The 23,477-nt window shown below is 35.7% G+C and carries 18 protein-coding genes and 2 pseudogenes; 17 read left to right on the top strand and 3 right to left on the bottom strand.

The window, feature by feature from the left end; genetic code table 11:
- Positions 1–315 precede the first annotated feature (315 nt).
- The gene (locus QUG14_RS04200) at positions 316–753 is read right to left on the bottom strand and encodes a hypothetical protein (protein ID WP_289339284.1); all 438 of its coding nucleotides are present in this window, start codon (positions 751–753) and stop codon (positions 316–318) included.
- A 727-nt stretch (positions 754–1,480) separates the two neighbouring features.
- Positions 1,481–1,732: a hypothetical protein gene (locus QUG14_RS04195; RefSeq protein ID WP_289339283.1), complete on the bottom strand. Its 252-nt coding sequence runs from the start codon at positions 1,730–1,732 to the stop codon at positions 1,481–1,483.
- 78 nt (positions 1,733–1,810) lie between these two features.
- Here QUG14_RS04195 and QUG14_RS04190 point away from each other — a divergent pair.
- From QUG14_RS04190 to QUG14_RS04180, 3 genes and pseudogenes are all read left to right on the top strand, one after another.
- Positions 1,811–1,945, top strand: a pseudogene (locus tag QUG14_RS04190) (HNH endonuclease); the annotation flags it as partial.
- A 627-nt stretch (positions 1,946–2,572) separates the two neighbouring features.
- Positions 2,573–2,896 carry a hypothetical protein gene (locus QUG14_RS04185; protein ID WP_289339282.1) on the top strand — a complete coding sequence of 108 codons (324 nt, stop codon included), beginning with the start codon at positions 2,573–2,575 and terminating at the stop codon, positions 2,894–2,896.
- Between the two features lie 8 nt (positions 2,897–2,904).
- Positions 2,905–3,264 carry a hypothetical protein gene (locus QUG14_RS04180; RefSeq protein ID WP_289339281.1) on the top strand — a complete coding sequence of 120 codons (360 nt, stop codon included), beginning with the start codon at positions 2,905–2,907 and terminating at the stop codon, positions 3,262–3,264.
- A 52-nt stretch (positions 3,265–3,316) separates the two neighbouring features.
- On the opposite strand, the gene QUG14_RS04175 is transcribed toward QUG14_RS04180, so the two are convergent.
- Positions 3,317–3,610 (bottom strand): hypothetical protein, encoded by a 294-nt coding sequence (locus QUG14_RS04175; protein ID WP_289339280.1) that lies wholly within the window; start codon positions 3,608–3,610, stop codon positions 3,317–3,319.
- Between the two features lie 226 nt (positions 3,611–3,836).
- Here QUG14_RS04175 and QUG14_RS04170 point away from each other — a divergent pair, with 226 nt between their 5' ends.
- The 14 genes and pseudogenes from QUG14_RS04170 (at position 3,837) to QUG14_RS04105 (ending at position 23,114) form a co-directional block, all read left to right on the top strand.
- Positions 3,837–4,028, top strand: a complete 192-nt coding sequence (locus QUG14_RS04170; protein ID WP_289339279.1) for a hypothetical protein — start codon at positions 3,837–3,839, stop codon at positions 4,026–4,028.
- 31 nt (positions 4,029–4,059) lie between these two features.
- Positions 4,060–4,350, top strand: a complete 291-nt coding sequence (locus QUG14_RS04165) for a winged helix-turn-helix domain-containing protein (protein ID WP_289339278.1) — start codon at positions 4,060–4,062, stop codon at positions 4,348–4,350.
- Between the two features lie 1,780 nt (positions 4,351–6,130).
- Complete coding sequence (locus tag QUG14_RS04160; protein WP_289339277.1) at positions 6,131–6,310, top strand: MerR family transcriptional regulator; 180 nt, start codon at positions 6,131–6,133, stop codon at positions 6,308–6,310.
- A 31-nt stretch (positions 6,311–6,341) separates the two neighbouring features.
- Positions 6,342–7,568 (top strand): DNA cytosine methyltransferase, encoded by a 1,227-nt coding sequence (locus QUG14_RS04155; protein WP_289339276.1) that lies wholly within the window; start codon positions 6,342–6,344, stop codon positions 7,566–7,568.
- Complete coding sequence (locus QUG14_RS04150; protein WP_289339275.1) at positions 7,569–8,633, top strand: DNA cytosine methyltransferase; 1,065 nt, start codon at positions 7,569–7,571, stop codon at positions 8,631–8,633. It begins immediately after the preceding gene.
- A gap of 128 nt (positions 8,634–8,761) precedes the next feature.
- Positions 8,762–10,375 carry an AAA family ATPase gene (locus QUG14_RS04145; RefSeq protein ID WP_289339274.1) on the top strand — a complete coding sequence of 538 codons (1,614 nt, stop codon included), beginning with the start codon at positions 8,762–8,764 and terminating at the stop codon, positions 10,373–10,375.
- Between the two features lie 14 nt (positions 10,376–10,389).
- Complete coding sequence (locus QUG14_RS04140; RefSeq protein ID WP_289339273.1) at positions 10,390–11,733, top strand: LlaJI family restriction endonuclease; 1,344 nt, start codon at positions 10,390–10,392, stop codon at positions 11,731–11,733.
- A gap of 641 nt (positions 11,734–12,374) precedes the next feature.
- Positions 12,375–12,668 (top strand): nucleoside triphosphate pyrophosphohydrolase, encoded by a 294-nt coding sequence (locus QUG14_RS04135; protein ID WP_289344066.1) that lies wholly within the window; start codon positions 12,375–12,377, stop codon positions 12,666–12,668.
- Positions 12,661–15,087: pseudogene (locus tag QUG14_RS04130) on the top strand (DEAD/DEAH box helicase family protein). The gene QUG14_RS04135 and the pseudogene QUG14_RS04130 overlap by 8 nt, the downstream one beginning before the upstream one ends.
- 199 nt (positions 15,088–15,286) lie before the next feature.
- Positions 15,287–17,797 (top strand): UvrD-helicase domain-containing protein, encoded by a 2,511-nt coding sequence (locus QUG14_RS04125; RefSeq protein WP_289339272.1) that lies wholly within the window; start codon positions 15,287–15,289, stop codon positions 17,795–17,797.
- 3 nt (positions 17,798–17,800) lie between these two features.
- Positions 17,801–20,416 carry a hypothetical protein gene (locus tag QUG14_RS04120; RefSeq protein WP_289339271.1) on the top strand — a complete coding sequence of 872 codons (2,616 nt, stop codon included), beginning with the start codon at positions 17,801–17,803 and terminating at the stop codon, positions 20,414–20,416.
- On the top strand, positions 20,379–22,046 hold the full coding sequence (locus QUG14_RS04115; RefSeq protein ID WP_289339270.1) for a UvrD-helicase domain-containing protein: 1,668 nt from the start codon (positions 20,379–20,381) through the stop codon (positions 22,044–22,046). The genes QUG14_RS04120 and QUG14_RS04115 overlap by 38 nt, the downstream gene beginning before the upstream one ends.
- 352 nt (positions 22,047–22,398) lie before the next feature.
- Entirely contained in the window at positions 22,399–22,560 is a 162-nt protein-coding gene (locus QUG14_RS04110; protein ID WP_289339269.1) for a hypothetical protein, read from the top strand.
- 68 nt (positions 22,561–22,628) lie between these two features.
- Positions 22,629–23,114 carry an HNH endonuclease gene (locus QUG14_RS04105; protein ID WP_289339268.1) on the top strand — a complete coding sequence of 162 codons (486 nt, stop codon included), beginning with the start codon at positions 22,629–22,631 and terminating at the stop codon, positions 23,112–23,114.
- Positions 23,115–23,477: the final 363 nt, after the last annotated feature.

The following is a 23,477-nucleotide window of genomic DNA, read 5'->3' as shown; positions in this document are numbered from 1 at the left end:
AAACGAAAAGAAGGAGACATCGAAAATGTGGTCTCCTTCTTTTTACTTTCAGTGAATACTAAATCACTGCCTTTCTAGAATAAGGGACGGGTAAACACCATAGCTACGAAAAGTAAACCTCTTTTATACAGATATAAGTGAAAAGCGCCTAAAAAAGACATTGATCTAAAAAAAATCAATGTCTTTTTTTATTCAGTAAATTCTTACTTCTAAAATTAGGAACTTGATTATGCTATTTTCATTAAAATTGTTAAATAAAATGCTTGGAATCATAATATGCTCAAAGCATTTTTCCTAGCGAATCCACTTAATCTATTACCTGCCGATATTAGAAGTCCGTTCGTCCGTACTTAAAGGTAAAGCAAAGACATTAATAAATAATATGTAGACCGGAAACAGCAAGGCAGACCCAAAAATTAAGAGATTAAATCTAGGAAAAAGGGTCACTCCTGTATTAAGAGGAACAAAGACAGTGAAAAAGTAGAATAACACAATAAAATAAGGTACCCACAGAAGAAGTGTCCAATGATGGTGTTTTCGGCCTGACATCCACTTTTTTGTTAAGCTAAAAAAGATAAGGGTTGAAAGAAGAAGTCCAATAACATTAATAACAGCAATGACAATATAAACATGGTCCCATTCAAAGCCATATACTTGACTAATATGAGAAACATTTATTATGAGTTCGATGGCAATAAACAACGCTAACGCGTATAAGGCACTAATTGTATTTAACTTTATAAAAAACTGCATCCTAACCTCCGTAATTCTGTTAATTTCGTATTCTATTATACATCTTTTTAAAGGAAACGGGTCTGAATTCGAATTCATGACCTCTTCAATGAATATTCGACAGGTAAATCCCACACATGTAACATTAAAATAGTAACTTTAGAGCGTCAAGTTTTTCGTGAAAATATCTGAAACAAAACTAATTGAAGGACCCCTGCAACCAATATGGTTTATTAAAGACTAATGATTAGTAATTTTTAGTAGGTTACATATAAAATAAATAGGATTCTATTAGGAGGGACAAATAACATGGCAAGTCCAATTACTGTTTATAAAAACAACCTTTTGTTATTCGTAGCGAAGGGTATACAACAAGCTGCCGCTTTTTTAGCGGAGGAATTCAATAACACAAAGTAAATACTTTGACCATATAGGAAGAGGATATTTTTATAACATTCCATACTATATTGAAGAAGATGAATATCGCTTTGTTGCACCTATTGAAATTGCGACAAACCGCCGGTGAGAACTTGAAGAAAGCGGCCATAGGTTTCCCTTCCTCTAATGGCCCGTCAACTTCATCCGGATAGTATCCTTCCGTTAAATTATGTTCAAAGAACGACATGATATAATCACTCAGCTCTCCAGAAAGTTTCATGGCACCCTGAATATTCCTTTTTAAACCATGTTCGCGTAATTTAGCTAGAGACAAGTCATGAGTATCTGTCTCATCTACCAATCTCACCCGTTAACGCTCATATTCTAGTGATTCTTCATTTTTTTCTTCATCTAACCAGAAAGTATTATCATATGTAATATGACCATCTTGTACTAAACCTTCGATTACCTCCACTTTAAAACGAACTTTCCTAACATTGCCTGATAAATAGATAAATATGATATCGCCATTCTCATAGTTATAAGAGCGCTTCCAGTCAATCGTATCATAATAACTAAAAGCCCCCTCCACATCATAATCATTAGGATTGGCTGGTATCAACCAAACACGACGTGCATTTTACGTAAAACGGTTAGTGTTAATGTCTATGAACGTAATCCTATTGCTCGTAAGCGATAAGACTTTATTCATGTCCATCACATAATTCCCCTTCACGAAATCCAACAGAATTATATTGTAGATCCTATAAAAGATTTAATTCCAGTTTGTCCGAATTGCCATGGGATGCTTCATCGTAAAGAAAATAGTGTCTAATTATCTATAGAACAGGTAAGAGAACGAATCTTTAGCAATAAATAAAAATGACACTAGAATGGTTTTCAAGTTACATAGAATCTTAAGTAACATCTCTAAACATTTTATGAATGATAAGGAACACAACCTTCACTCCGGGTTTTTGTTCCCTTTTTTTTATTTTTAGCTACATGCTTTCTCCCTCAATATCGATAAAACACCAAAAATAGAATGGAGACTTTTTATCAGTACTGGTTTTTTTTGTTTCTAAAAGTTCCACGCAACCTTCCAATTATCACCTTAAAAAACTATCTCCACGGTTATAGTAGGTACCCCGAAATTCTTTTGTCATAAAATCTTCACAAATTTATGAAATCCTGATGACCTTTTTCTTCTTTTATCAATATATAGACGGTGAAAGTTATCTAACAAGGAGAAAGGCTGTGTTGTGGGTGGGCAAAGTTTAGAAAAGTACGTAATGATTTTTGGATGGATCCAATTGTTTCAGAGGAGATGACACCAGAGGATTGATACTTTTATCTATATCTTTTAACAAATCAACGTACGACTCAAATTGGAATATATAAGATTACGAAGAAACAAATTGTTATTGATATGTGCTATTCGATTGTGAGTGTTCATTCGTTAATGGAACGTTTCATTTTGCATCACCAGATAATTCGCAATAATCCTGAAACAAGAGAACTTGCGATAAAAGACTGGGGAGATACGAACTTTGATAAAGCAGGGAAACCAATGATGGATTGTATAATTTCCGAGTTAAATGATGTCAAAGATGTCTCATTAGTCCAATTTGTTTTGGAATCCATTCGAAAACAAGAATTCTGCAGCCTATATGAAACTTTCATAAATAAAGAAGAGCTTACCTTCAGCAATGAAATTAGTGAAGGAGATACATACTTAGCACCTGAATCGGAAGAGCTTGACGATACGTCATACGATACGGGTTGAAATATTTCTTGAAATATGGCCATATTTTGGTAAACCAGGAACGAAATGAAAAAATAACTGGAAGTTCACCTCGTTTATTAATGATTAATCAAAACTCATACCCAGTAAAGACATGGCGGGAAGTGATGGAGATTACAATAATGTCAATATACGAAGATAATCCGATAAAATATGAGGTTGTAATGGATAAAAATCGTGGATTTCTTGCCACAAAAGAAAATGAAATGAGAAAGCCTAAGAAAATGGCAAATGAACAATATATGGAATCTAATTTAAATGCACAGACTATATACAATTTCTGTATGAAGGCATTTAATGATTCAGGTTACTATAAAGAAGATTGGCAAGTAGAAGTTGAGTATAAATAATAGTTGAGAAAGTATATCCCCCTATTTTATAAGAATAGGGGTTAATTAGTTTTTACATAAAAATAATAATATTATTTTCTTTTTGTACGACGGTCACCATATGTGGCCAAAACTTATTAGGGGGTAGGGCCCCTTTTTTTAAGTAGCTAACTGATAGATAAACAGAAGGGATTCTGTACTCTGCGAAAACCACCTCATCACTAATTCCTACTGGAGTGACTTTCCAATCGTTCATTCTATCTAATTTGTCTATCTTCTCAAATAAATCTACGATACTCTTCTGGACAAAACGGTCATATTTACTCCACGATGTAACAATATCCCTTTTTCCACTGCGGTCAATCACAATGGCAGCATCAACGTCTTCAATGAAATCATGATTTATTGCACAGTTAATTTCTTCTTCAGGATTTGGATGTGAAACGGGTATTTATATAGTAAAACATTAACCACCTTAAACTAAAAAGTAACAAGGCTGCAGAGGATAAAATCAACCTATAATATTCATTAAGCTTTACGTCATGATAAAAACCCTATATAATCATTGATGTGGCTAGTTTAGGAGGGGTAAGATGCATAAAAATAACTCCTTAGGTGGTAGACCACCTGGTAGAAAGAAAACAGCGAAAATTGAAATAGTCATAGAACCAGAGGTAAAATTTGAATTCATGAATCTAATGAGAAAAGAAGGAAAAATGGCATCGATTGAGATTGGGACATGGATTAAAGGCTACATTAAGGAAATGAATGGAAAAGAAGAATAGTGAGTTCGTTATACATGTAAGAGGTGATATTGTGGATAAAGATAATGGGTTTCCAAATAATAAACAATTAAGAGAGGCAACTCTTATTGCTCTTGAAGAGCTGGGGGGTTCTGCAAAGACACAGGATATTAATGCTAAGGTTATTGAATTACTAGAAATCCCAGAAGATATTGTTAAATTACCGCACCCAGATGGGGTATGTACCTTGTTAGATTATAGACTGAGATGGGCAAGGACAGATTTAAAGGGGATTAGGTCTATTGAAAATACTAAACGTGGAATATGGAGTTTGGTACACATACAAAAAAATGATTTCAATTAGTTAATTCTTGGTGGAAGGTAAACTAATTAATGAATGCTACCAAAAATCGAGAAATGTATATTAATGATAGAAGAAAAAAACTACTATTAGTCAGCATAAATTGTGAGATTTTTTTCAATTTTTTAATGGAAAGTGAAGGATATACTTTATTAACTTTGATCAAAAGGGTTAATTATTGTGAACTTACTCTGACAATTAAGATTCGAAAAATCATGCATAAGTTTCTTTTCTGGTTCAGGAGGAATAAAATTTAGGGCATAACTTGCTGAACTGAAGACCGCTAATCAAAGGGTTATGATTTGATAGTAAATAAACCTGCTTAGAAAAATAATAAATTATACAAAAATAGAGGATATACTAATCCGATTTTATCTGGTTAGGGTTCTGACCTTTATATTAAAAATAACCTGACTGACTTTCATGGACTATTCAGGCAATTTTCTCGAAAAACCGAAAAGAGAATTGATTTTAGTTACAGGCGAGTACAACCAGTTAAGAAAAAAGCGGTAATTATTTGAATTGTAGCAATGGTAAAAAGAGAAGGCAACTGAAGTAGATGGGATTGGTTGGTCGAACCTTTTTGGGGGAAGGGAGCGTGAAACGGTTCATCCTTCCTCTTCGTACAAGCAATATTTACAGAATTTTAATGAGTCTTTGTATAGTGATTCAACTAATATTCAGCTACATTCTTGTGCTTATCTACATAATTATATGGCAAGGATAGGAGAGCCACTTCTTGACAAAGATTTAGCAATTATTTGCGGGAAACGATGCTGTATTTCCATTACGGTTAACGAGATTGGCTAAAATATTCAAAAGCACATCTCAAAAGGAAATGTTAGAGAAATTGCTGAATCGATTGAAGAAGGCAAAATTTTTACTTAAAAAAATTGGTCGAAACTGTTAGCTCACTGTTAAAGTGCAATGAAGAGTTTGTACTACTAGATGTACAAAAGGTAGCCTATGAAAGGTAGTTAGTAAATATACTCAGTTTAGGACACAAACAGATCAAAAGCATTTCATTATCATCAGAGATGAACCAGGTATTGGGAAATCTGTAATAGAACTAAATTTAATGAGCTATATACTTAACCCAAAATTCTATTTGGAGAGTATAACACCAAATCTGGCATTTTGAGAAGTACTTCGAAGAAAGCTAATAGGACCCACAAGTGGTCTGCTTCCACTACGTAAGTGCGCCTGAAGATTATTTTGTTCTCCTTATATTTGGCGAAGCCCGTCGATTAAAAGAGCATGGGCATATGAAATAGAAAATAAAGGGGAAAATCAACTAAAAACACAATTATCCGATCCTCACGGATAATTGTGTTTTTAGTTGCTGATTTATAGAGAATTTCAAAAAAGACATAGAAAGTAAAGGAAGTTGAAAAATACATCGAGATTTTGTTCAGAAAATTACACGATTGAACTGGAATAACATCCAGCTCTTTAGGGTCAGGAAACTACTTCGCATGGCTGGATAGCATTCTAAACAGCGTGGAAGAAGCAATACCACTTGATGGTGATTTTAATTCTAAAACGTTTCGACACCACAACAATTAACTCCATCATTGAATATTTCAACATATAAAATGCCACGAAATAACATCATCAACTTTACTTCGCATAATTTTACTTCTTCATCTGTTTCTGTTATTCTAATAAACTAGTAAAGATAAAAAGAGGTATACAGTCTAAGAAAATTGTAGAATCTTGATATTGTTCGTAGTTTCGAATATAATAAATTTAGTATACTTATCACTATTTAAGAGGGTTATTCATGGAATATATAACTGCGAAAGAAGCTGCTAAAAATTGGGGAATATCACAGCGAAGAGTACAGATTTTGTGCGAACAAGGACGAATAACTGGAGCGGTTAGGTTAGGATGGGTTTGGGCTGTTCCCAAGAATGTTGAAAAACCTATTGATATGAGAAAGAAAAGCAGTATTCCTAATTGATCAAAAATAAGCAATAGAAAGGTAATTTTATATGTCGAATGTAATACAAACAGAAAAAGATTACAGTATATCAAAACAATCGTTGGAATTGATTTTTAAAGATCAATTAGATGTGTTTGAATGTGAGTTTGAAAAAGATAAGAACGGGAATATTCAAATTCCATTTGAACATAAAGGTTATACATGCAATAATGACACGGATAGAATTAAGGACAGTAAAATTCAAGCAATCAGTTTTTTCTCTGGTGCGGGTGGTCTGGACATTGGTACACAGCTAGCAGGTGTGAAGGTTCTCTCTAGCTTGGACTTCTATCAGGATAGTGTAAACACGCTCAAAGCCAATAAGTATTTTGAACATACCGAGCATGCTCATAAAGATATCTCTGAAGTCACTGGCGCGGATTACGCTCAAATGATCAAATTGAATAATCCTGAAAAACTAATTCTTGTTGGCGGTCCACCTTGTCAGCCTTTCTCTAAAGCTGGATATTGGGTAACCAATGAAAAAAGGAAAGCCAATGACGACCCTAGAAATATGATTGGACAGTATTTTAGATTGATATCGGAAATTAAGCCTGACGGCTTTGTATTAGAAAACGTGGAGAGTATTTTACACCCTTCCAATCGGGCTGCTGTTGAAAGCATTGAAGAAACCACACAAGCGTTAGGCTATAATTATATTTTACTCAATGTCAACTCTGCAGACTACGGAATTCCACAGAAGCGGAAGAGAGTATTCTTTTTAGCTACCAAAAAAGATATCAACGAGGAAATGAGAAAGACACATGGTTCGGACAAGGCAAGGTTACTAAATCCCAATTTATTACCTTATGAAAGAGTAGTTGATTGGATTGGTAAATATGACGATGAGATGTACTATGATCCTACAACAGAAGCAGAAGGTAAATACTATGATAATTTAAAGTCGGTGCCGCCAGGGAAGAATTATATTGCCCTTAGCGAAAGATCTGGCCATCCTAATCCACAGTTTGTGGCAGGGAAGAGGTATTGGAGTTTTCTTCTGAAGTTACATCCTAACTTACCTTCTTGGACGATTATTTCAAAACCTGGACACTGGGAAGGACCATTCCATTGGAACAATCGAAGATTAACAATTCGTGAAGCTGCAGCAATCCAAACGTTTCCTGAAGACTATATTTTTACTGGTTCTCATAGGTCGAAAAGATTACAAATCGGGAATGCCGTTCCGCCGTTGTTAGGAAAACAAGTGATAGAGCATTTATGTAGGTGGTTATAAATGAGTGTTTTAAAAGTCGTTAGTCTTTTCTCCGGTGGTGGAGGATTAGATATTGGATTTAAAAAGAATGGATTCAAAACTGTTTTTGCGACTGACTTTTGGGATATTGCCTGTAAAACATTAGAAACCAATAATATCTCCAAAAATATCCTTTGTGCTGATGTAAGGGAGATTGATTTTAACTGGATTAAGCTTAGAGAACAAAATATTGACGTCATCATAGGAGGTCCACCTTGTCCTCCATATAGTCAGACAAGGCATTATCTAACACATAAAAAGAATGGATTTGAAGATGAAAACTCTGGTTTTGCCGTGCCTGAGTATTTCAGAGCTGTAAAAGAACTAGGTCCAAAAGTATTTGTTTTTGAAAACGTGGATGGGTTTATGTTTAAAACCCACCAGGAAGCAATGGAATTTCTAAAAGAAGTATCAGAGCAATTGGGATATAAAATATTCTACAGGGTAGTAAATTCTGCAAATTATGGTGTTCCTCAGACAAGAAAAAGATTTATCTGTGTCGGGGTAAAAGAGGGATTACCAGATTTTGAATTTCCTGAAGAAACGCATGCGGAAAAGCCAGAAGGAAACAAATTACCATGGGTAACATGCGGGGATGTTATGGCTGACTTTGATAATATTTTGGATGAAGAAATGAACCAAAGGCCGGGAGCAAAACATTATGAATTGCTAAAAGATATCCCACCTGGAGATAATTATTTATTCTATACAGAAAAAAGAGGACATCCCGATCCCATTTTTAAATGGAAATCGAGATATTGGACGTTCTTACTTAAATTATCTCCTAATCGACCATCTTGGACGATTCAAGCGAGTTTTTCGAATAACCAAGGTCCATTTCATTGGAAAAATAGATTTTTAAGAATTGAAGAAATAAAGAGGTTGCAAACTTTTCCTGATGATTATCAACTTGAAGGTGATTTCAAAGATCAATGGAGACAATTGGGGAATGCGGTTCCTCCATTATTAAGTTCAATTATTGCAAATAGAATTAAAGAAACTTACTTTAGTAATAAAATGAATAAGCCTCTACAAAATCAAGCTTAAAAATATAATCTGGAAAAAAACAAAGTCGATTAGGGTGAAGACCTAATCGACTTGTTTTTTATTTTTCTATAATGATTGACATTTTTAGGGGAATTTATGTAATAATATTGAATGTAAGGGGGGCAACCATGACAAATGAAAGATGGGAAGTCGACTACGATGGTACCTTAGTTTGGAAACCATCAGCTATTTCACAACGGAATAGAGGAAAAGCGAAAATTGAATTAATTAAACAATTATTCGTACGGGATGGATGGCAATGTGAAATACTGGGTGATAGCACCAAATTTATTCACATCCGATTAACCAATCCCCACACAACCGAAAATCTAGAATATAATGTGGCTTTACTGAATGTGGTAAATGACTCGCGCCCGAATAGTAATAATCCAGACTCTGGTAGTTCCTATGAAAAGCGTATTCAGGGTCAAGATTTAAAAGAAATCATTTGCCCTAATAAATTGATATTTGGTATATATGTGTTAGAGAGTGAAGAAGATATCAATCATTCCATTATTGTGGCTTGGCCAGAGGAAATTTTAACGAGTGGCTCTAATCGTGCCTATCGAGTTAATACGAAGAAAGACATTCAACCAGCTCGTTTATTTGGATTATATTCAGACCAAAGCTCAGCCTATAACTCAGTTACATTCAAGCCTCAAAATATTTACCTATACTTGAAAAATAGAGACATTCTTCACAGATTTCATGAAGACGATGAGACTAGAGCTGAGGATACAACCCATACATACGGACCGCTTGACCGTCCGCATAACCGGATCCTTTTTGGGGCACCCGGAACCGGGAAAAGTTTTAAAATTAACGAAGATAAAGATAAATATTTTACGGTAAATCAATTTGAACGTGTAACCTTTCATCCTAATTATTCCTATGCACAGTTTGTAGGCACATATAAACCGATCCCGAAGCGGAGAACTGAGAATGGAAATATGATTGAATATATTTCCTACGAGTTTGTACCGGGTCCTTTTTTAAGGTTATGGGTTAAAGCTTTTAAAAGCAAACAATTAAATGAAGATAAAAATTATTTATTAATCATTGAAGAAATCAATAGAGCCAATGTTGCTGCTGTATTTGGGGATATTTTTCAATTACTAGATCGTAATCTTCACGGAACGAGCGAGTACTCGATTCATATATCAGAGGATATGAGGAAATATCTTGTTAATGAATGTGAGTTGGCAGAAGAGGATGCTCTTGAAGTAAGATTACCTGATAACTTGTATATATGGGCTACCATGAATAGCGCCGATCAGGGAGTACAACCAATGGATGCTGCCTTTAAGAGAAGATGGAATTTTGAGTATATCGATATCAACGCTGGTAGTGAGAAAATTTCTGGAAAGATTATGAATCTGAAACCTTTTGGTGAAATTGAGTGGAATACATTAAGAAATAAGATCAATGACCGATTGTCTGATTCCGATTTAAATATAAACGAAGACAAGCTGATTGGTCCATTTTTTCTTGGTGATCAAGAGCTTGCTTCACCAAATATTGATGACATATTCAAAAGCAAGTTACTGATGTATCTATTTGAAGATGTTCTTAAACATAGAAAAGGAAAGTTCTTTTTGCCTTTATATAATACTTTCTCTAAATTATTAGCAGCCTATGACGCTGGCATCAATATATTTGACTTTCCTGTTAAAAATATCAGCTATGAGAAACAGGACGAAGATGATCAAATGCCTTTGCAATTAGCTGAGACAATAGAGTAACAGGGTGATGAACATTGAGACCGATTTTTTTAAAAGAGCTTCAAACATACACAATTCCTGAACTGAAGGAAAAACTAAGCGATTTGGAAGTCTCTCACTTTGAAAATGTCCTCAAAGAATTACAGGATAGAAAAATTCTAATGACACGAGAGGATAAACGATTTAGCATTCAATTTGTTGGTGTACTTATCATCAAAGGTCTAGTGGTTTTTTGCCTACCAAAATTCATTCAAATATCTGATGAAAAAACGGTTATCAAACAATTGTTAACCCTTTTTAGAGAATATAGTAAACGGGAAAATTTAGATCAAGACGATATTGAAAGCCTTGGAAATGTGGAAAATAACGCTAACTATAATATGTTATCATTAATTATTTATTTGATTTCGGAGTATATTGAAAACGGATTATATTCCAATGAAAAATCGATCCACCTACTAATGGGAGAAAATGAAATAAATTGGCAAAAAACAATCGATGAATTCCAACCTGTTATCGATGGTGTAACCCCAGTTTATTTAGAATATTATACTAGCGCCACTCTTCAAGATGAAGAAAATTATTTTCGATTATTACATCAGTTTGTCTTAAATGAATGCACTGAGATATTAAAACGAACAGGTTTACAGGAATATTTTGGTTTTGAACCTGTTCATTTCGAAGTAAATGACGATGCATTCGGAACACCGCAAGATATATTATCAAGAATACAAAACGAACTGAATGTTCAGTTTGTGAAACGGAAGCAGATGGTTCTCAAGGCGTTGTACTCATTTATTTCTAGAGAACAGATGGAACATGAAAGTTTGTTAATCAGCTTTTATGGAACAAGGAAGTTTGAGATTGTTTGGGAAAAAGTGTGTTCCTATATCCTAGATAACAAATATCCTGAGCTGAAAGATTATGTTGATAAGCCGAATTGGATTACCACTACCGGAAAAACACATCATGCGGACACATTAATCCCGGATATTATCTCGATGTATCAATCGGAAAGAAATTATTTCATTATTTCCGATGCAAAATACTATTCCCTTACCTTAACAGATACGAAGTTAAGTAACAATCCCGGCGTAGGAGATGTTACAAAACAGTACCTATACCAATTAGCTTTTACCGATTATATACAACAAAATCAAATTCATGAGATCCGAAATTTATTATTATTCCCGACTGAAAAAAATGAAATTGAGCAAATTGGTAAGGTTACCATTGGATTTTTACAAGGCTTGAATTTAGAGGATGTTCAGTTATTAAAACTCCCGGCACAAAAGGTATTCGATATGTATATTCGAAATAGAAGACTTAACTTAAATTGGTTTATTAACAAACTTTTAAAGGATAAAGCCTTAGTGTAAAAATCATAATGTCTAATGGTTTCTTTAGACATTTAATTGAAAAATTCGTTGAGGCTGATGTGTTTAAGATAGAAGGGAGTTTCATGGTAAGATGAGAAATGAATTAGACCACTACGGTAATATTGTTGTGAAACCGACGGAGTTACATAGTACCGCAGACCATAACACAAGAAATAGCTTCTCGTAAATTTCTTGTATTCTTTGAACACGAAGAACTTCACTTTGCCATGGTTTTCATTTTCCATTTAAGGTAACAAAGTCCAAGGAAATTCATCCCCAATAAAAAATTCTATACCATTTACAATATATTTTATGTTACGACAATTAATTATATCACTATTTGCTAGGACTTTAGTGTGTATGCTTTAAGTCTTATGTATTATGTCTAATTTGATATATAGGAAATACTGTGGTGTGGCCATAAGATAAAAGAAAAGATAAATGAATAGATTAACACCAATAGTCTTAGAATGATTTTAAATATTTTAAGAAAATTGCAAGAATTAAGAAGTAGTAATCCAGAAACACTAATCTATTAATTGGAATAGTGTATAATCAATATAAAAAAAAATAGAAGAAATACAGCTACTTTTGTGGAGGTGCAAATTATGCCTATCTATAATAAATTGGTCCGTGACTGAATAACACAAGTAATCGAAAGCACAGGAAAACAGTTTTTTGTTAGAACCCTAAACGATGAAGAATACATAAAAGAACTAAAAAATAAGAGTTTTGAAGAACTACAGGAGTACCTTAATGCCGATAACGATGAGAATGCCATTGAGGAGTTAGCTGATCTGCTTGAAATTATTCATGCATTAGCCAAATGCCATGGAGCCTCCTTTGAAGAGGTTGAGGAGGTTCGACGAAAGAAGGCAGAAAAACGCGGGAGATTTGAGGAAAATATTTTCCTAATCGAAGTTGAAGATGAGTAATGTACAGCTGATTATTCGAGAATATGGTAGTCATATCATTGAAAAGCTAGAGACAGCTTCGACCATCTGTATATTAACTTCTTTTGTCATGAAATCCGGAGTTAAATTTTTAAAAGATGCTTTAAAAAAGGCTGCTGCAAATGGAGCAGAGATTAAAATTTGTACAGGGGACTATTTACATATAACACAGCCTGAGGCACTTGAAATACTTCTGGGCATTGATGAACGGATTGAAGTACGAATTTGGAAAAGTAATGGTGTATCGTTTCATCCCATGGCCTATATATTTCAAGCCGATGGCAAGGATTATTTATTCGTAGGTTCTTCAAATCTTTCGAGGTCAGCGCTGAATCAGGGTGTGGAATGGAATCTTTTAGTTTGTTATGAAAAGGAAGTGTTTGAAGAAGCACAAAATGAATTTCTGAAGATTTTTTATGCTGAGCAGACTGTTCCATTAAATAAAACAACCTTAGAGGGTTACAAAGCCAGTTTTGAAGAGTTTGGACGGAAATATCCCAAGCTGTCAAAAAAATGGAGTGAGCTTGAAGAATTAGAGCTTATGTTGCCTTCGAATAAAGAAACTCCTGAACAGCCAGGAGTTATTTTTGAACCTCCTGCAGAATATGGAGATATTCAACCAAGATTTGCTCAAATTGAAGCGCTGGAGGAGTTAAATAAAACCTTAGAGGAAGAGTATAACAAGGCACTCGTTGTAATGGCTACAGGTTTAGGAAAAACCTATTTGGCTGGGTTTTTCTCAATGAATTTCAAAAAGATACTCTTTATTGCCCATCGGGAAGAGATTCTCTATCAAGCAAGAGAGTCATTTAAAAAAATCATGCCAGATAAACAATATGGCATTTATAACGGGAAAACGAAAGAAAGAAATGCGGATGCATCTTTGCTTCTATTTATACGTTAAGTATGAAAACTCATTTAGAGCAATTTCAACGTGATGAATTTGATCTCATTATCATTGATGAGTTTCATCATGCTGCTGCAGATTCCTATAAAAGGGCATTAGATTACTTTAAACCGAAGTTTTTATTGGGTATCACGGCTACTCCAGACCGGAACGACAACAAAGATGTTTATGCTATTTGTGATGGGAACGTGGCATTTAGACTTGATTTCTTGGATGCCATTGAACGGATGTGGCTCGCCCCTTTTAAATACTTTGGGGTTTACGATGATACGGATTATAGCCAAATCACCTGGTTAGGCAATCGCTATGATGAAGAGGAGTTATTGCAAGCTCAATTAAGAGAGGACTTGGCACTTAAAATTCTTCGTGCTTGGGAAGATAAAAAGCAAACGCGAACACTAGCATTTTGCTCTTCAATCCGACAAGCCAATTTCTTATCTAACTACTTTAATCATCATGGCTATAAAACTGTAAGTCTGCATTCACAACAGGTGATATAAGCAGAAGTAAGGCAATTTCCAAACTCCATAATGGTGAAATCGATGCTATTTTTACGGTAGATTTGTTTAATGAGGGTGTCGATATCCCTGCGGTTGATACCTTACTGTTTGTTCGGCCAACGGAATCGTTAACCGTCTTTACCCAGCAGATTGGCAGGGGGCTGCGTTTACATCCTGAAAAGGAATCGTGTGTCATTGTAGACTTAATCGGAAACTACCACAATGCAGATATTAAACTCAGTATATTTGACACGATTCCTAGAAAGGGGAAGACACGGAATATTCATCCGGCCTTACCACAATTTTGTGATTTCGATTTGGATATCAACGTCATCAACCTTCTCAAAGAAATGATGCGAAAGTGACAGCCTAGGAAAGAAAAGGTATTGAATGATTATCTGGATCTTAAGCGAGAGTTGGGCAGGAGACCGACCTATCTGGAAATCCACTTAAAGGGAGCTTCAGATTCACCACAATACAAACAGGAATTTCAATCCTATTTTGGTTTCTTAAATTGGGCAGAGGAATTCACGCATCATGAAGCTAGAGTTTATAACCGTTATGAAAACTGGTTAGTAGAAGTAGAAAAAACATGCATGACCAAAAGCTATAAGATGATTGTACTGCTCGCTATGCTGGAACGAGGGAAATCAAATTGGTCTAACCCCATATCATCAAAAGAAACAGCGCCATTTTTTCACCAATACTTGATGGAAAAAGAGTATAGAAAGAGGATTGATTTTTCCGATAAAGGTGCTAAAAATCTATGGGACTATGAGGAAAAGGGTGTCAGTAAACTGATTGCTTCAATGCCTATGTCGAAATGGAGTGGAAGCTCTAACGGCCTGATTCATATGATGATGATATGTTCAAATTAAACTTTGATGTCAATCAAGAAGCTGAAGAACTTCTTTATTACTGGACTAAGGAAATATGTGAATACCGGCTTCATTATCACTTTGAACGGAAGGCAAATGGCACCCCCACTATCTGAGGTGGGGGTGTTGTTTTTTACATTGTTTGATAATCGGTGTCTGTTAATTTTCAGAAACCGTTTTTAAGTTGGTATTATTAAGATAGGTGGAAATGAAAAAGAGTAGAGGTTTGTGGGATTGAATGTTTGTTTAATATTGTTAATTGACATAATATTGAAATAGGAAGAGTTCAACCAGATGGGATTGAGGAGGTTTTACATGGGAACTGCACCGGAGTACTCTTTAGCACTATTCGCTGATGTTTCGGAAATACAATATGAAGTGCATACATTATGCTCCTATATGAATACAGGCGTGAAAATCGTATTGTTCACAAATAGTGAAAGTGTGAGGGAAACAGCAGAGTTTCAGATGAAGGAATATCAAAAAGCAAAACTCCTTCAAATTTTTGTAAATGAAGAACTAGAGATACATAAAAAAATTGAAGTGTTCGATGGAGATAATTTGGAACAGGTGGAAGAAATCGCTTTACGTTACCATCAATTCAATTTTCATCAGTATAAAATTGAGCATGCTCCCTTAAACGAAAATATCATGGTCAAAGCAGGTGCCGGAACGGGGAAAACAACGGTCATGATTGATCGAATATTATATCTACTTATTAAAGGAAAGCTTGATCCTGCAGAAATTGCCATGATTACGTTTACACGTGAAGCGGCCCGGAATATGTACAAGAAGCTTCGGGGGGAACTGTTCGCTCGATTCAATGTGACAGGGGTAAAGGAGTATATTCAATGGATTGAAAAGCTTAATAATATGCGAATTCAAACAATTCATTCCTTCGCAAAAAGTTTATTAAGGGAAATTGGTTCTCTGCGTGGATATGGTTTAAATGTTCGGCTAAGGAGTTTTACCATGGAGAAGCGAAGTTGGATAGAGGAAGAATTAGATACCTATTTTCAATCAGAGTTAGAATCTGCTCAAGGAAATATTGAATCCATCCTTTCTCCATTAAAGATGTATGAACTAATCGATGTCATCTATGATTTTTGGGAGAAATTTGAACAAAAAGGCTTTACTTCGAATGAGATTTTGAATGCCAATTTTGGTCCTGCAGCAGAGGGTCATGAGAAAATGAATGAATTGCTAAAGACCGTCATTAAAAATGTCGAGAAAAGGTTTACCCAGGCAAAGGTCACGGAAAATAGCTTATCCTTAAGTGATTTATCTAGGGAAATGGACCATATCCAAGAGCAATACGGCAAAGATGCCTTTAAAAACGTATCTTCAAAAATCTCTTACCTGTTTGTTGATGAGTTCCAGGATAGTGATGATATCCAGATTCGGTTATTTGTCACCATCCAGGAAGCATTTTCGTCGAAACTTTTTGTTGTTGGAGATATCAAACAGTCGATTTATCGCTTCCGTGGTGCGAATCACACGGCATTTGAAGAAATCAAGGAGTTGTTAAAACAACGGAATGTAGGGATTAATGATCAGGATTATTACCTGCAGAAAAACTATCGAACAGGAAAAACGCTGCTGGAAAGGATGAATCCTTATTTTTCTTGGTGGGGGCAAAAGAAGTATCTGACCTATCAAACTGTGGAGAAGAATTCGGATAAATTAGTGGGGATGTTTGAAAGTGACTTGGATGACCCTCTCACGATTGACAATAAAAAAGAAGAACAGAAAGAACAAATGAAACGTTCTATCATGCCTGAAATTCGTGAGGCTTTTAATCGGGTAAAAGGAATGAACAGTAAAAAGGAGCAATCCGGCGAGAAGGAAAAATTCGCTGTTTTAACCCGGACAATCGATGAGGCGAGGATGATACAAGCTTGGTGCAAGGAGGCAGACTTGTTAACAAAATTAGAAGTTGGAGGTGGCTTTTATCGTTCCAAACCGGTGAGGGACTTTCATTCACTTATTTTAGGACTCTTATATCCAAATGACGCCAGGTTTGTTTCAAATCTTGTTTATGGACCTTATGGAAAGGCGCCTTTCACCCTTTACGGACTAATCTCTAAAAAAGGGTATTCCCTAGAAAAATTGGAAGTGATTAAAAGTCAATCCAGCTTTGATTTTGAAAAGTATCAAAAACAATTAAAGGTGCTACCGGTGTTGTCGGTACTTCGGAGAATCTTGGAGCAAAGAAAACCTGCACAGTGGATTTATTCAAGGAGATTAGATGATCTGAAAGAATCGCAGGGAGACAATACAGATGAGCAATTGCAGCAGGAGGCATCCCTTTATGCCCAGCAGTATGACTTAAATATGGGGAAATTATTCGAAAAGATGCATCAATCTTTTTCAGAGGAATTCGTTTCATTGGCTCAAATCGAAAAATGGTTGCAGGTAAACATCGCCACCAATCGGGATGAAGAGGAAGTTATTCATGATGTCGAGGATGTGCTGGATTATGTCCATATCACCACTGTCCATCGCTCAAAAGGTCTCGAATACTACACCGTCCTGATTCCTTTTACAGAAAGAATCTTTACACCGCCTTTCAGCAAGATTATTTTCAATAAGGAAAAAACAAAAGTAGGATGGTTGATTCAAAAGCAGAATGCCGGCATGAAAAGCAATGATTTCTACGATGAACTGTATAAACACGAGAATCTCGAGGCAATCCAGGAGGAAACCAGATTGCTTTATGTGGCGATGACCAGGGCAAAACAGCAGCTGATTATCCATCGGAATCGTAAGAATGATCATTATAATTGGACATGGTCAAGACTTCTTTCAGCGGAAAGGGGAGAGTAACCTATGAATCAAAAAGTCAGTGTCATCACCTATAACAATCCGTATTCCTTTCATACGATGGAGCAGGTTCTGCAGTATCGCTCGTCTTTGCATTTATGCGCCACAACTAGTTTGGCAGCAGGGCTTAAATCCCTGTCGGACGTATTTCCCCATATTACAGCTACAAGGGAGATTGTCGATAAATTTTATCCAGGCTGGAATACCCCGCGGGTCAGATTCCGGCAATATGCCAGCCTGTCTGACAAGCTGCGCCATTTTACATGGGCAAACCCTGATGTTTTGCTGTCGTTTAAGCGAAATAAATTAAATATCCTGATCACGATGAGGAATTTATCTGAGATTTTTTTAACACCCGAGATGATACGTCCACATTGCCAAACAGAAGAGGAAAGATTGTTTTGTGATTTATGGGCCGAAATGCTTCCCGAGTTTTCATTTTTCCTTGGAATTTCCAAAAGCAATTTACAATCATTCGAAAATGTGAATCGGATACTAGATGAAGTGCACCCGAACCGGGATAAGTCTGTCGTCATCTTACACGGATTTTACTTCATTACTCCGGTACAGCATTTTATTTTTTCCCGATGGAAGGAGCTTGGCGTTCATTTAGTGTTCTTGAATCTTTATGACGGGGAAAATCCAAGCCTGTTTGGCTTCCTCGAGGAAAATTTCTCCACCATGCACGGGTGGACAGACCGTGAAAACTGGACCATCACCAGGGATGATGAAGAGATACCGGGGAAAGTGTTTGCCAATCTCCTTGAAGGAAAGAATAAAGGGCAAATGAAGATGGAAATGGAAGAAATCCCATATCATTATGTGATTGATTTTGTGAAAGATATCAAGGACAACACCGTTTATCTTTCGCCAAATGATGAAGAATTAAACACGCGTCTCCGGGATTTTTATCCGGAAGCGTACGTGGAGGAACGTCACTTTCTTTCCTATCCGTTAGGACAATATTTATTACATCTTCACTCCATTTGGAAAGAAGATGAGGGTGAATATGTCTTGACCGAAAGAATTATCAAGGAATGCTTTGCTTCGGGCTGGCTCGAGGACGAAGAAGGGAACGGAAGAGAACTGACCCATCAATTGGATAAAATTCTCCCTTATTTCGTGGATTGCCGGACTGATCTTGAGTGGTATGACCGGCTGAATAAACTCATGCTGTCAAAGCTTTCCGTCTCAAATTCTCTAAAAAAATACAATCTTTCCAGAGAAGATCATTTTAAGGCTGTCCGGGTTAGTCCAGGTTTACGATTTTCCTTCTTTTCGGTCCCGTTAAGAGATTTGAAAAGAATCCGCGTTCATTTCAAAAAGCTAATTAAGGATGCCAGATGGCTGTTGAATGTGAAGCAGGAACGAATGACAATCAAAGAGCATTTTGAAAAAATCGACCAATTGCTGAAAGAAGCTCATTTACATCGTGAACGTTTAAGTGAGGAAGAAAATACGCTGGTGGAGCGGTTGAAGGATTCGTTGACCAATCCTGTTGATGACCAGGCTGACTACCATATTTCCGATCTTGCGGATAGCATCGTTGTGTTTTTGAAGAATGGCCTGGACAAAAATGAGATTGAAATGGATGAAGAAAATCCAGCATTGATTGATTTTAAAATCCATCGCTTTGAAAAAGTGGACGGACTGGTCTATTTGAAAAATCAGTCTCCGCTTCATTTTTGCGGAATGGATGAGCGCCATTTTCCTGTCGCCTCTGCACCAATGCCGTGGCCGATTTCAAAGGAACTGCTGTCGAAATTGGATGATCCTGCAGCCAATATGTACTTATTCCGGGAAAAGCACCGGCTTTCCTTTTCAAAGTATTTGTTTTATTTAGCGGTAAGTTATCAAGGTCTTGTCACTTTTTCGTGGATTCGTAATTTCAATTATGAGGAAAATCTTGATAAATCTATCTACATTGATCTTTTGAAACTAAATCGGAGCAATGTACTTCAAATAAATCCGTATGAATACGAACCCAACTTGCTGGTAGAATCAGAAATGGAGGAAACCATACGGGCTTTGGAGGCTTTACCAAAAGAAGAATTCGTGGAGATGCGGTTATGCCCGAGGAGATTCTATTATAGTACTGTTTCTGATTTGTTTTCAACCTACTCTTCATCCTTTCATACTCAATTCTTAATCGGCAATCTGGTGAAAATATACGGTGCGATTGGGACGGGCAAGGAAGAAATCATCGATTTATTACTAAACCTCTTCCCGTTCATGAGCAAAATCCGTCTGCGTGCTCTTGTGGATAATAATTTAAAACCCTATCTGATTGAGTCCACTCTTCGATTTGGCTTGCGTAGACAAACGGAGTATGACGATATTATATATCCGTTAAGTAGTACATACTTTCAATTTCTTAGTCACCGGGGAGCTTTTGAAAGTGAACAATGGAAACGTTCGTTTGATATGATGAAAAGGACGAGGAGAAGAGAACTGCTCACCTCGGTTGCTGACAGCAATATTCCTTTATTAAAAGCAACCCCTTCGGTTTTTTGTAAGCTCTGTCCGCATAACGCTTATTGCGAGGATGCATATTATCCAGTTGATATAAAAGGGAAAGGGTTTGATGACCGTGATGAAGCCGGAACTGGAACAGCATTATAAAAAGTCAGAACAAGCATTTCAACTTCTTCAGCGTGCCTGGACAGGTTTCACTGAAGAAGATAATCTTGCTGAGAAAACGTCTAGGTTTTTAAAAAATATAGAACTAAGCAACGAACAGTCTGTCGTAGCGAAAAATAGTTCAACCGATTTAATGATAAAAGGGGTGGCGGGCAGCGGTAAAAGTATCACCCTGCTGGCCCGGATGATGCAAAAAATGGCCGAGGAATTTAATAAGAGATTCTTATTTGTGTCATTTAATCATGAGTTGGTCAGGGATGCGGAGAAACGATTCAAAGAGTCGGAGTATTATCAAGAACTTCTACAGCAGGAACATACCGTGCATTTCTTCACTTTTCATGAATTGGCCCATTACCAGTTGAGGTCAATTGGTGTGAAATTACCGAAGTTTATCACCTCCCATAAGAAGCTGAGCCGGGAGGAAGATAATATTTTGGCCAAAATGTTTCTTCTTATTTTGAAATTGGATAGCGAGGAGTTTAAGGACTACCCTCCCATTTCCACGATAAAAAAAACACAAAACACAAATTTCTTATTTGAGGAATTTTCCTGGATGAAAGGGAATGGATTTATATCAAAGGAAGATTATCTTGAGTGTGAGAGGGTAGGCAGGGGGAAACTCCCAAACATTTCGAAAAGACAAAGGGAAACGATTTATCGTTTGTATGAAGAATATCGTAAACTACAGGAACAGAATTTTTATAATCGGATTGACCGTGAGGATTATGCCCTTTTATTAATTGAGAATTTCCATCGAATTATCGGGACAGCAAAATATGACCATATCTTTGTCGATGAAATGCAGGATTTGCAGCCCATGCAATTAAAGGTACTCGTATTTTTAAATAAAGGAACGATGACACTGAGCGGAGATGAAAGACAGCGTATCTTTAAAGCGAGCCCATTCTCATATCGATCACTAGGAATTAACGTACAAGGAAGCAGTGTAATCCTAAAAACAAATCACCGTTCTACTTTTCAGATTATGAAATTGGCCAATTCGTTGCAATTTGAACGGACTGCGGAAGATTCAAAATATGACAATGAAAAATATTTTCCAAGACAAGGTCAGTCCCCGATGATTAGAGGTTTCAAAAGCGTTGAAAAAATGCTTGACGAGATCATTAAAATCATTCAACAGAGGTATGCAGAGCATCCCGACGGGACGTTTGTTATCATCCACCGCTTTAATAAAGAGCAGGAAACCATTAATGTACATACGTACTTAGGCCGAGGTTTTAGGGTCAACCGTCAGACCAGCTATACGGGCACTGGATCTCATTCAGGACCAAAAGTCTTTCTATTAGAAGCAAAAGAAACAAAAGGACTTGAGTTTGACTTTGTGTTCATTGTTAATTTTAATAATAAGACATATCCGCATATCGATGAGATAGAAGCCTTATACAAACGGCGGCAGCATATTAAACAGGATATTGCCGAGGATTTGAAGACGTTGCAAGATAAGGAAAAACGGATTCTTTACGTTAGTCTGACAAGAGCCAAGCAAGAGGTCTATTTATTTTATCCATATCGAAACAATGCGGAAGAGGTCATTTCTCCTTTTGTTCATGATTTTAATCTGAAAGATTATATAACAAAACTACCCAAGTGAGCTGCGATTTTAATTAGGATTTTTGCATACTGGTAAAGAGAAGAATAGCTAACTTGGTAGGATGGTTTGCAAACATCAGATGAATAGTAATGTTTCAAGGCTAAATCCTTATTTATTTACATTGATTCTAAACAAATTAAATTCTCATTTTTAAGAATAGTATTTGAAAATGAAAGGGAATTGGTATTAGTGCTTGTTCGAGAAGAGATTATTATTTTTAAATTTCCGTTATTAGAAGAAAATTGCTGGTCGTAATAGGGAAATTAAACAATTTGGTCCTAGAAAAGTTGAAGAAATTATATATCACCATTTGTTTTTTGATAAGGACCAGAGATCTTTAGATAAAGGAATTTTGAATAAATTAGATGGAACTACCAAAGGAAGAAAGTCTGCAAATATATTATATTATTTTGGAATAAAGGGAAAAGATGAGGTTACTAATAAAGCCAAATTTAGAGGTATCTTTAAAGATATTTCATTACAGCAAGGTATAGAGATTTTGGAGAATCATTAAATTTCCGATTATTCAAATAAAAATAATTTAGTAAGAATAATTCAGCATAAAATAATTTATTAGCCCGAATGGATGCAGAAGAAGATACTGATTATATAGAGGAAATTGATGAACAGGTTAGGGAGAGGAATCATTCAAGTGAAAGTATTCAAATTGATGATGAAGTTAAAGCTCCCCGTTTAGCAAATAATATTAACAATTTAAAATCTTCTTTTACCCGTGATGCTAGTATTGCTGTTGAAGCAATAATAGTAGCCGACTTTAAATGCGAAGTAGATAGTTTTCATCGTTCCTTCACATCTAGGAAATATGGTCGTCAATATGTTGAAGCACATCATCTAGTGCCAATGAAATATCAAGAGCGGTTTTCTGAAGCTAGTTTGGATGTTCATGCCAATATTGTTGCATTATGTCCTAATTGTCACCGATTATTACACCATGGTATTGAAAAGGAATATAATATTTTTCTCAGAACTCTATTAGAATCTCGCAAACCCAGGTTGGCTAGGTGTGGAATTGATATTGATTTTGAACAGTTAATTAGGCTATATTGAAAGAAATTAGTGCATAAACAAATTGCTAAAACTTTTTAAAACTTTGTTTAGGCTTGGTCTTTTTTACAGTTTATAGTATCTACTAATCCGTTATTGTGACAAATCATATATGATAAAATAAAAAAGAAATATCAGTGACTCTATGGAGGGATTTATGAGTCCGGGACATATATTATAAACGTTAATTCACAATCGCAAATTACTAATTATTAGATAAATATTTTTAACTAAAATCTTCTCAAAGTCGAGGAGATTTTTTTATTTTAAATAAAGAATGTTTAAAGCAAATCACTAAAAATCATTTTGTATAATCTATTCTTTTATTTAGGTATCTTACCATTTTTAAGGTTGTTTGCAGGGAAA

It is taken from the genome of Neobacillus sp. CF12 (assembly GCF_030348765.1).
Taxonomy (GTDB): domain Bacteria; phylum Bacillota; class Bacilli; order Bacillales; family Cytobacillaceae; genus Neobacillus.
Note: the sequence above shows the minus strand (reverse complement) of the source record. Positions and strands in the feature narration are given on the sequence as shown.

Excerpts from the sequence above, each read along its gene's own strand:
- QUG14_RS04200 (WP_289339284.1), bottom strand. The coding sequence starts at position 753 with ATGCAGTTTTTTATAAAGTTAAATACAATTAGTGCCTTATACGCGTTA.
- QUG14_RS04185 (WP_289339282.1), top strand. The coding sequence starts at position 2,573 with ATGGAACGTTTCATTTTGCATCACCAGATAATTCGCAATAATCCTGAA.
- QUG14_RS04170 (WP_289339279.1), top strand. The coding sequence starts at position 3,837 with ATGCATAAAAATAACTCCTTAGGTGGTAGACCACCTGGTAGAAAGAAA.
- QUG14_RS04160 (WP_289339277.1), top strand. The coding sequence starts at position 6,131 with ATGGAATATATAACTGCGAAAGAAGCTGCTAAAAATTGGGGAATATCA.
- QUG14_RS04155 (WP_289339276.1), top strand. The coding sequence starts at position 6,342 with ATGTCGAATGTAATACAAACAGAAAAAGATTACAGTATATCAAAACAA.
- QUG14_RS04150 (WP_289339275.1), top strand. The coding sequence starts at position 7,569 with ATGAGTGTTTTAAAAGTCGTTAGTCTTTTCTCCGGTGGTGGAGGATTA.
- QUG14_RS04145 (WP_289339274.1), top strand. The coding sequence starts at position 8,762 with ATGACAAATGAAAGATGGGAAGTCGACTACGATGGTACCTTAGTTTGG.
- QUG14_RS04125 (WP_289339272.1), top strand. The coding sequence starts at position 15,287 with ATGGGAACTGCACCGGAGTACTCTTTAGCACTATTCGCTGATGTTTCG.
- QUG14_RS04120 (WP_289339271.1), top strand. The coding sequence starts at position 17,801 with ATGAATCAAAAAGTCAGTGTCATCACCTATAACAATCCGTATTCCTTT.
- QUG14_RS04115 (WP_289339270.1), top strand. The coding sequence starts at position 20,379 with ATGACCGTGATGAAGCCGGAACTGGAACAGCATTATAAAAAGTCAGAA.
- QUG14_RS04105 (WP_289339268.1), top strand. The coding sequence starts at position 22,629 with ATGGATGCAGAAGAAGATACTGATTATATAGAGGAAATTGATGAACAG.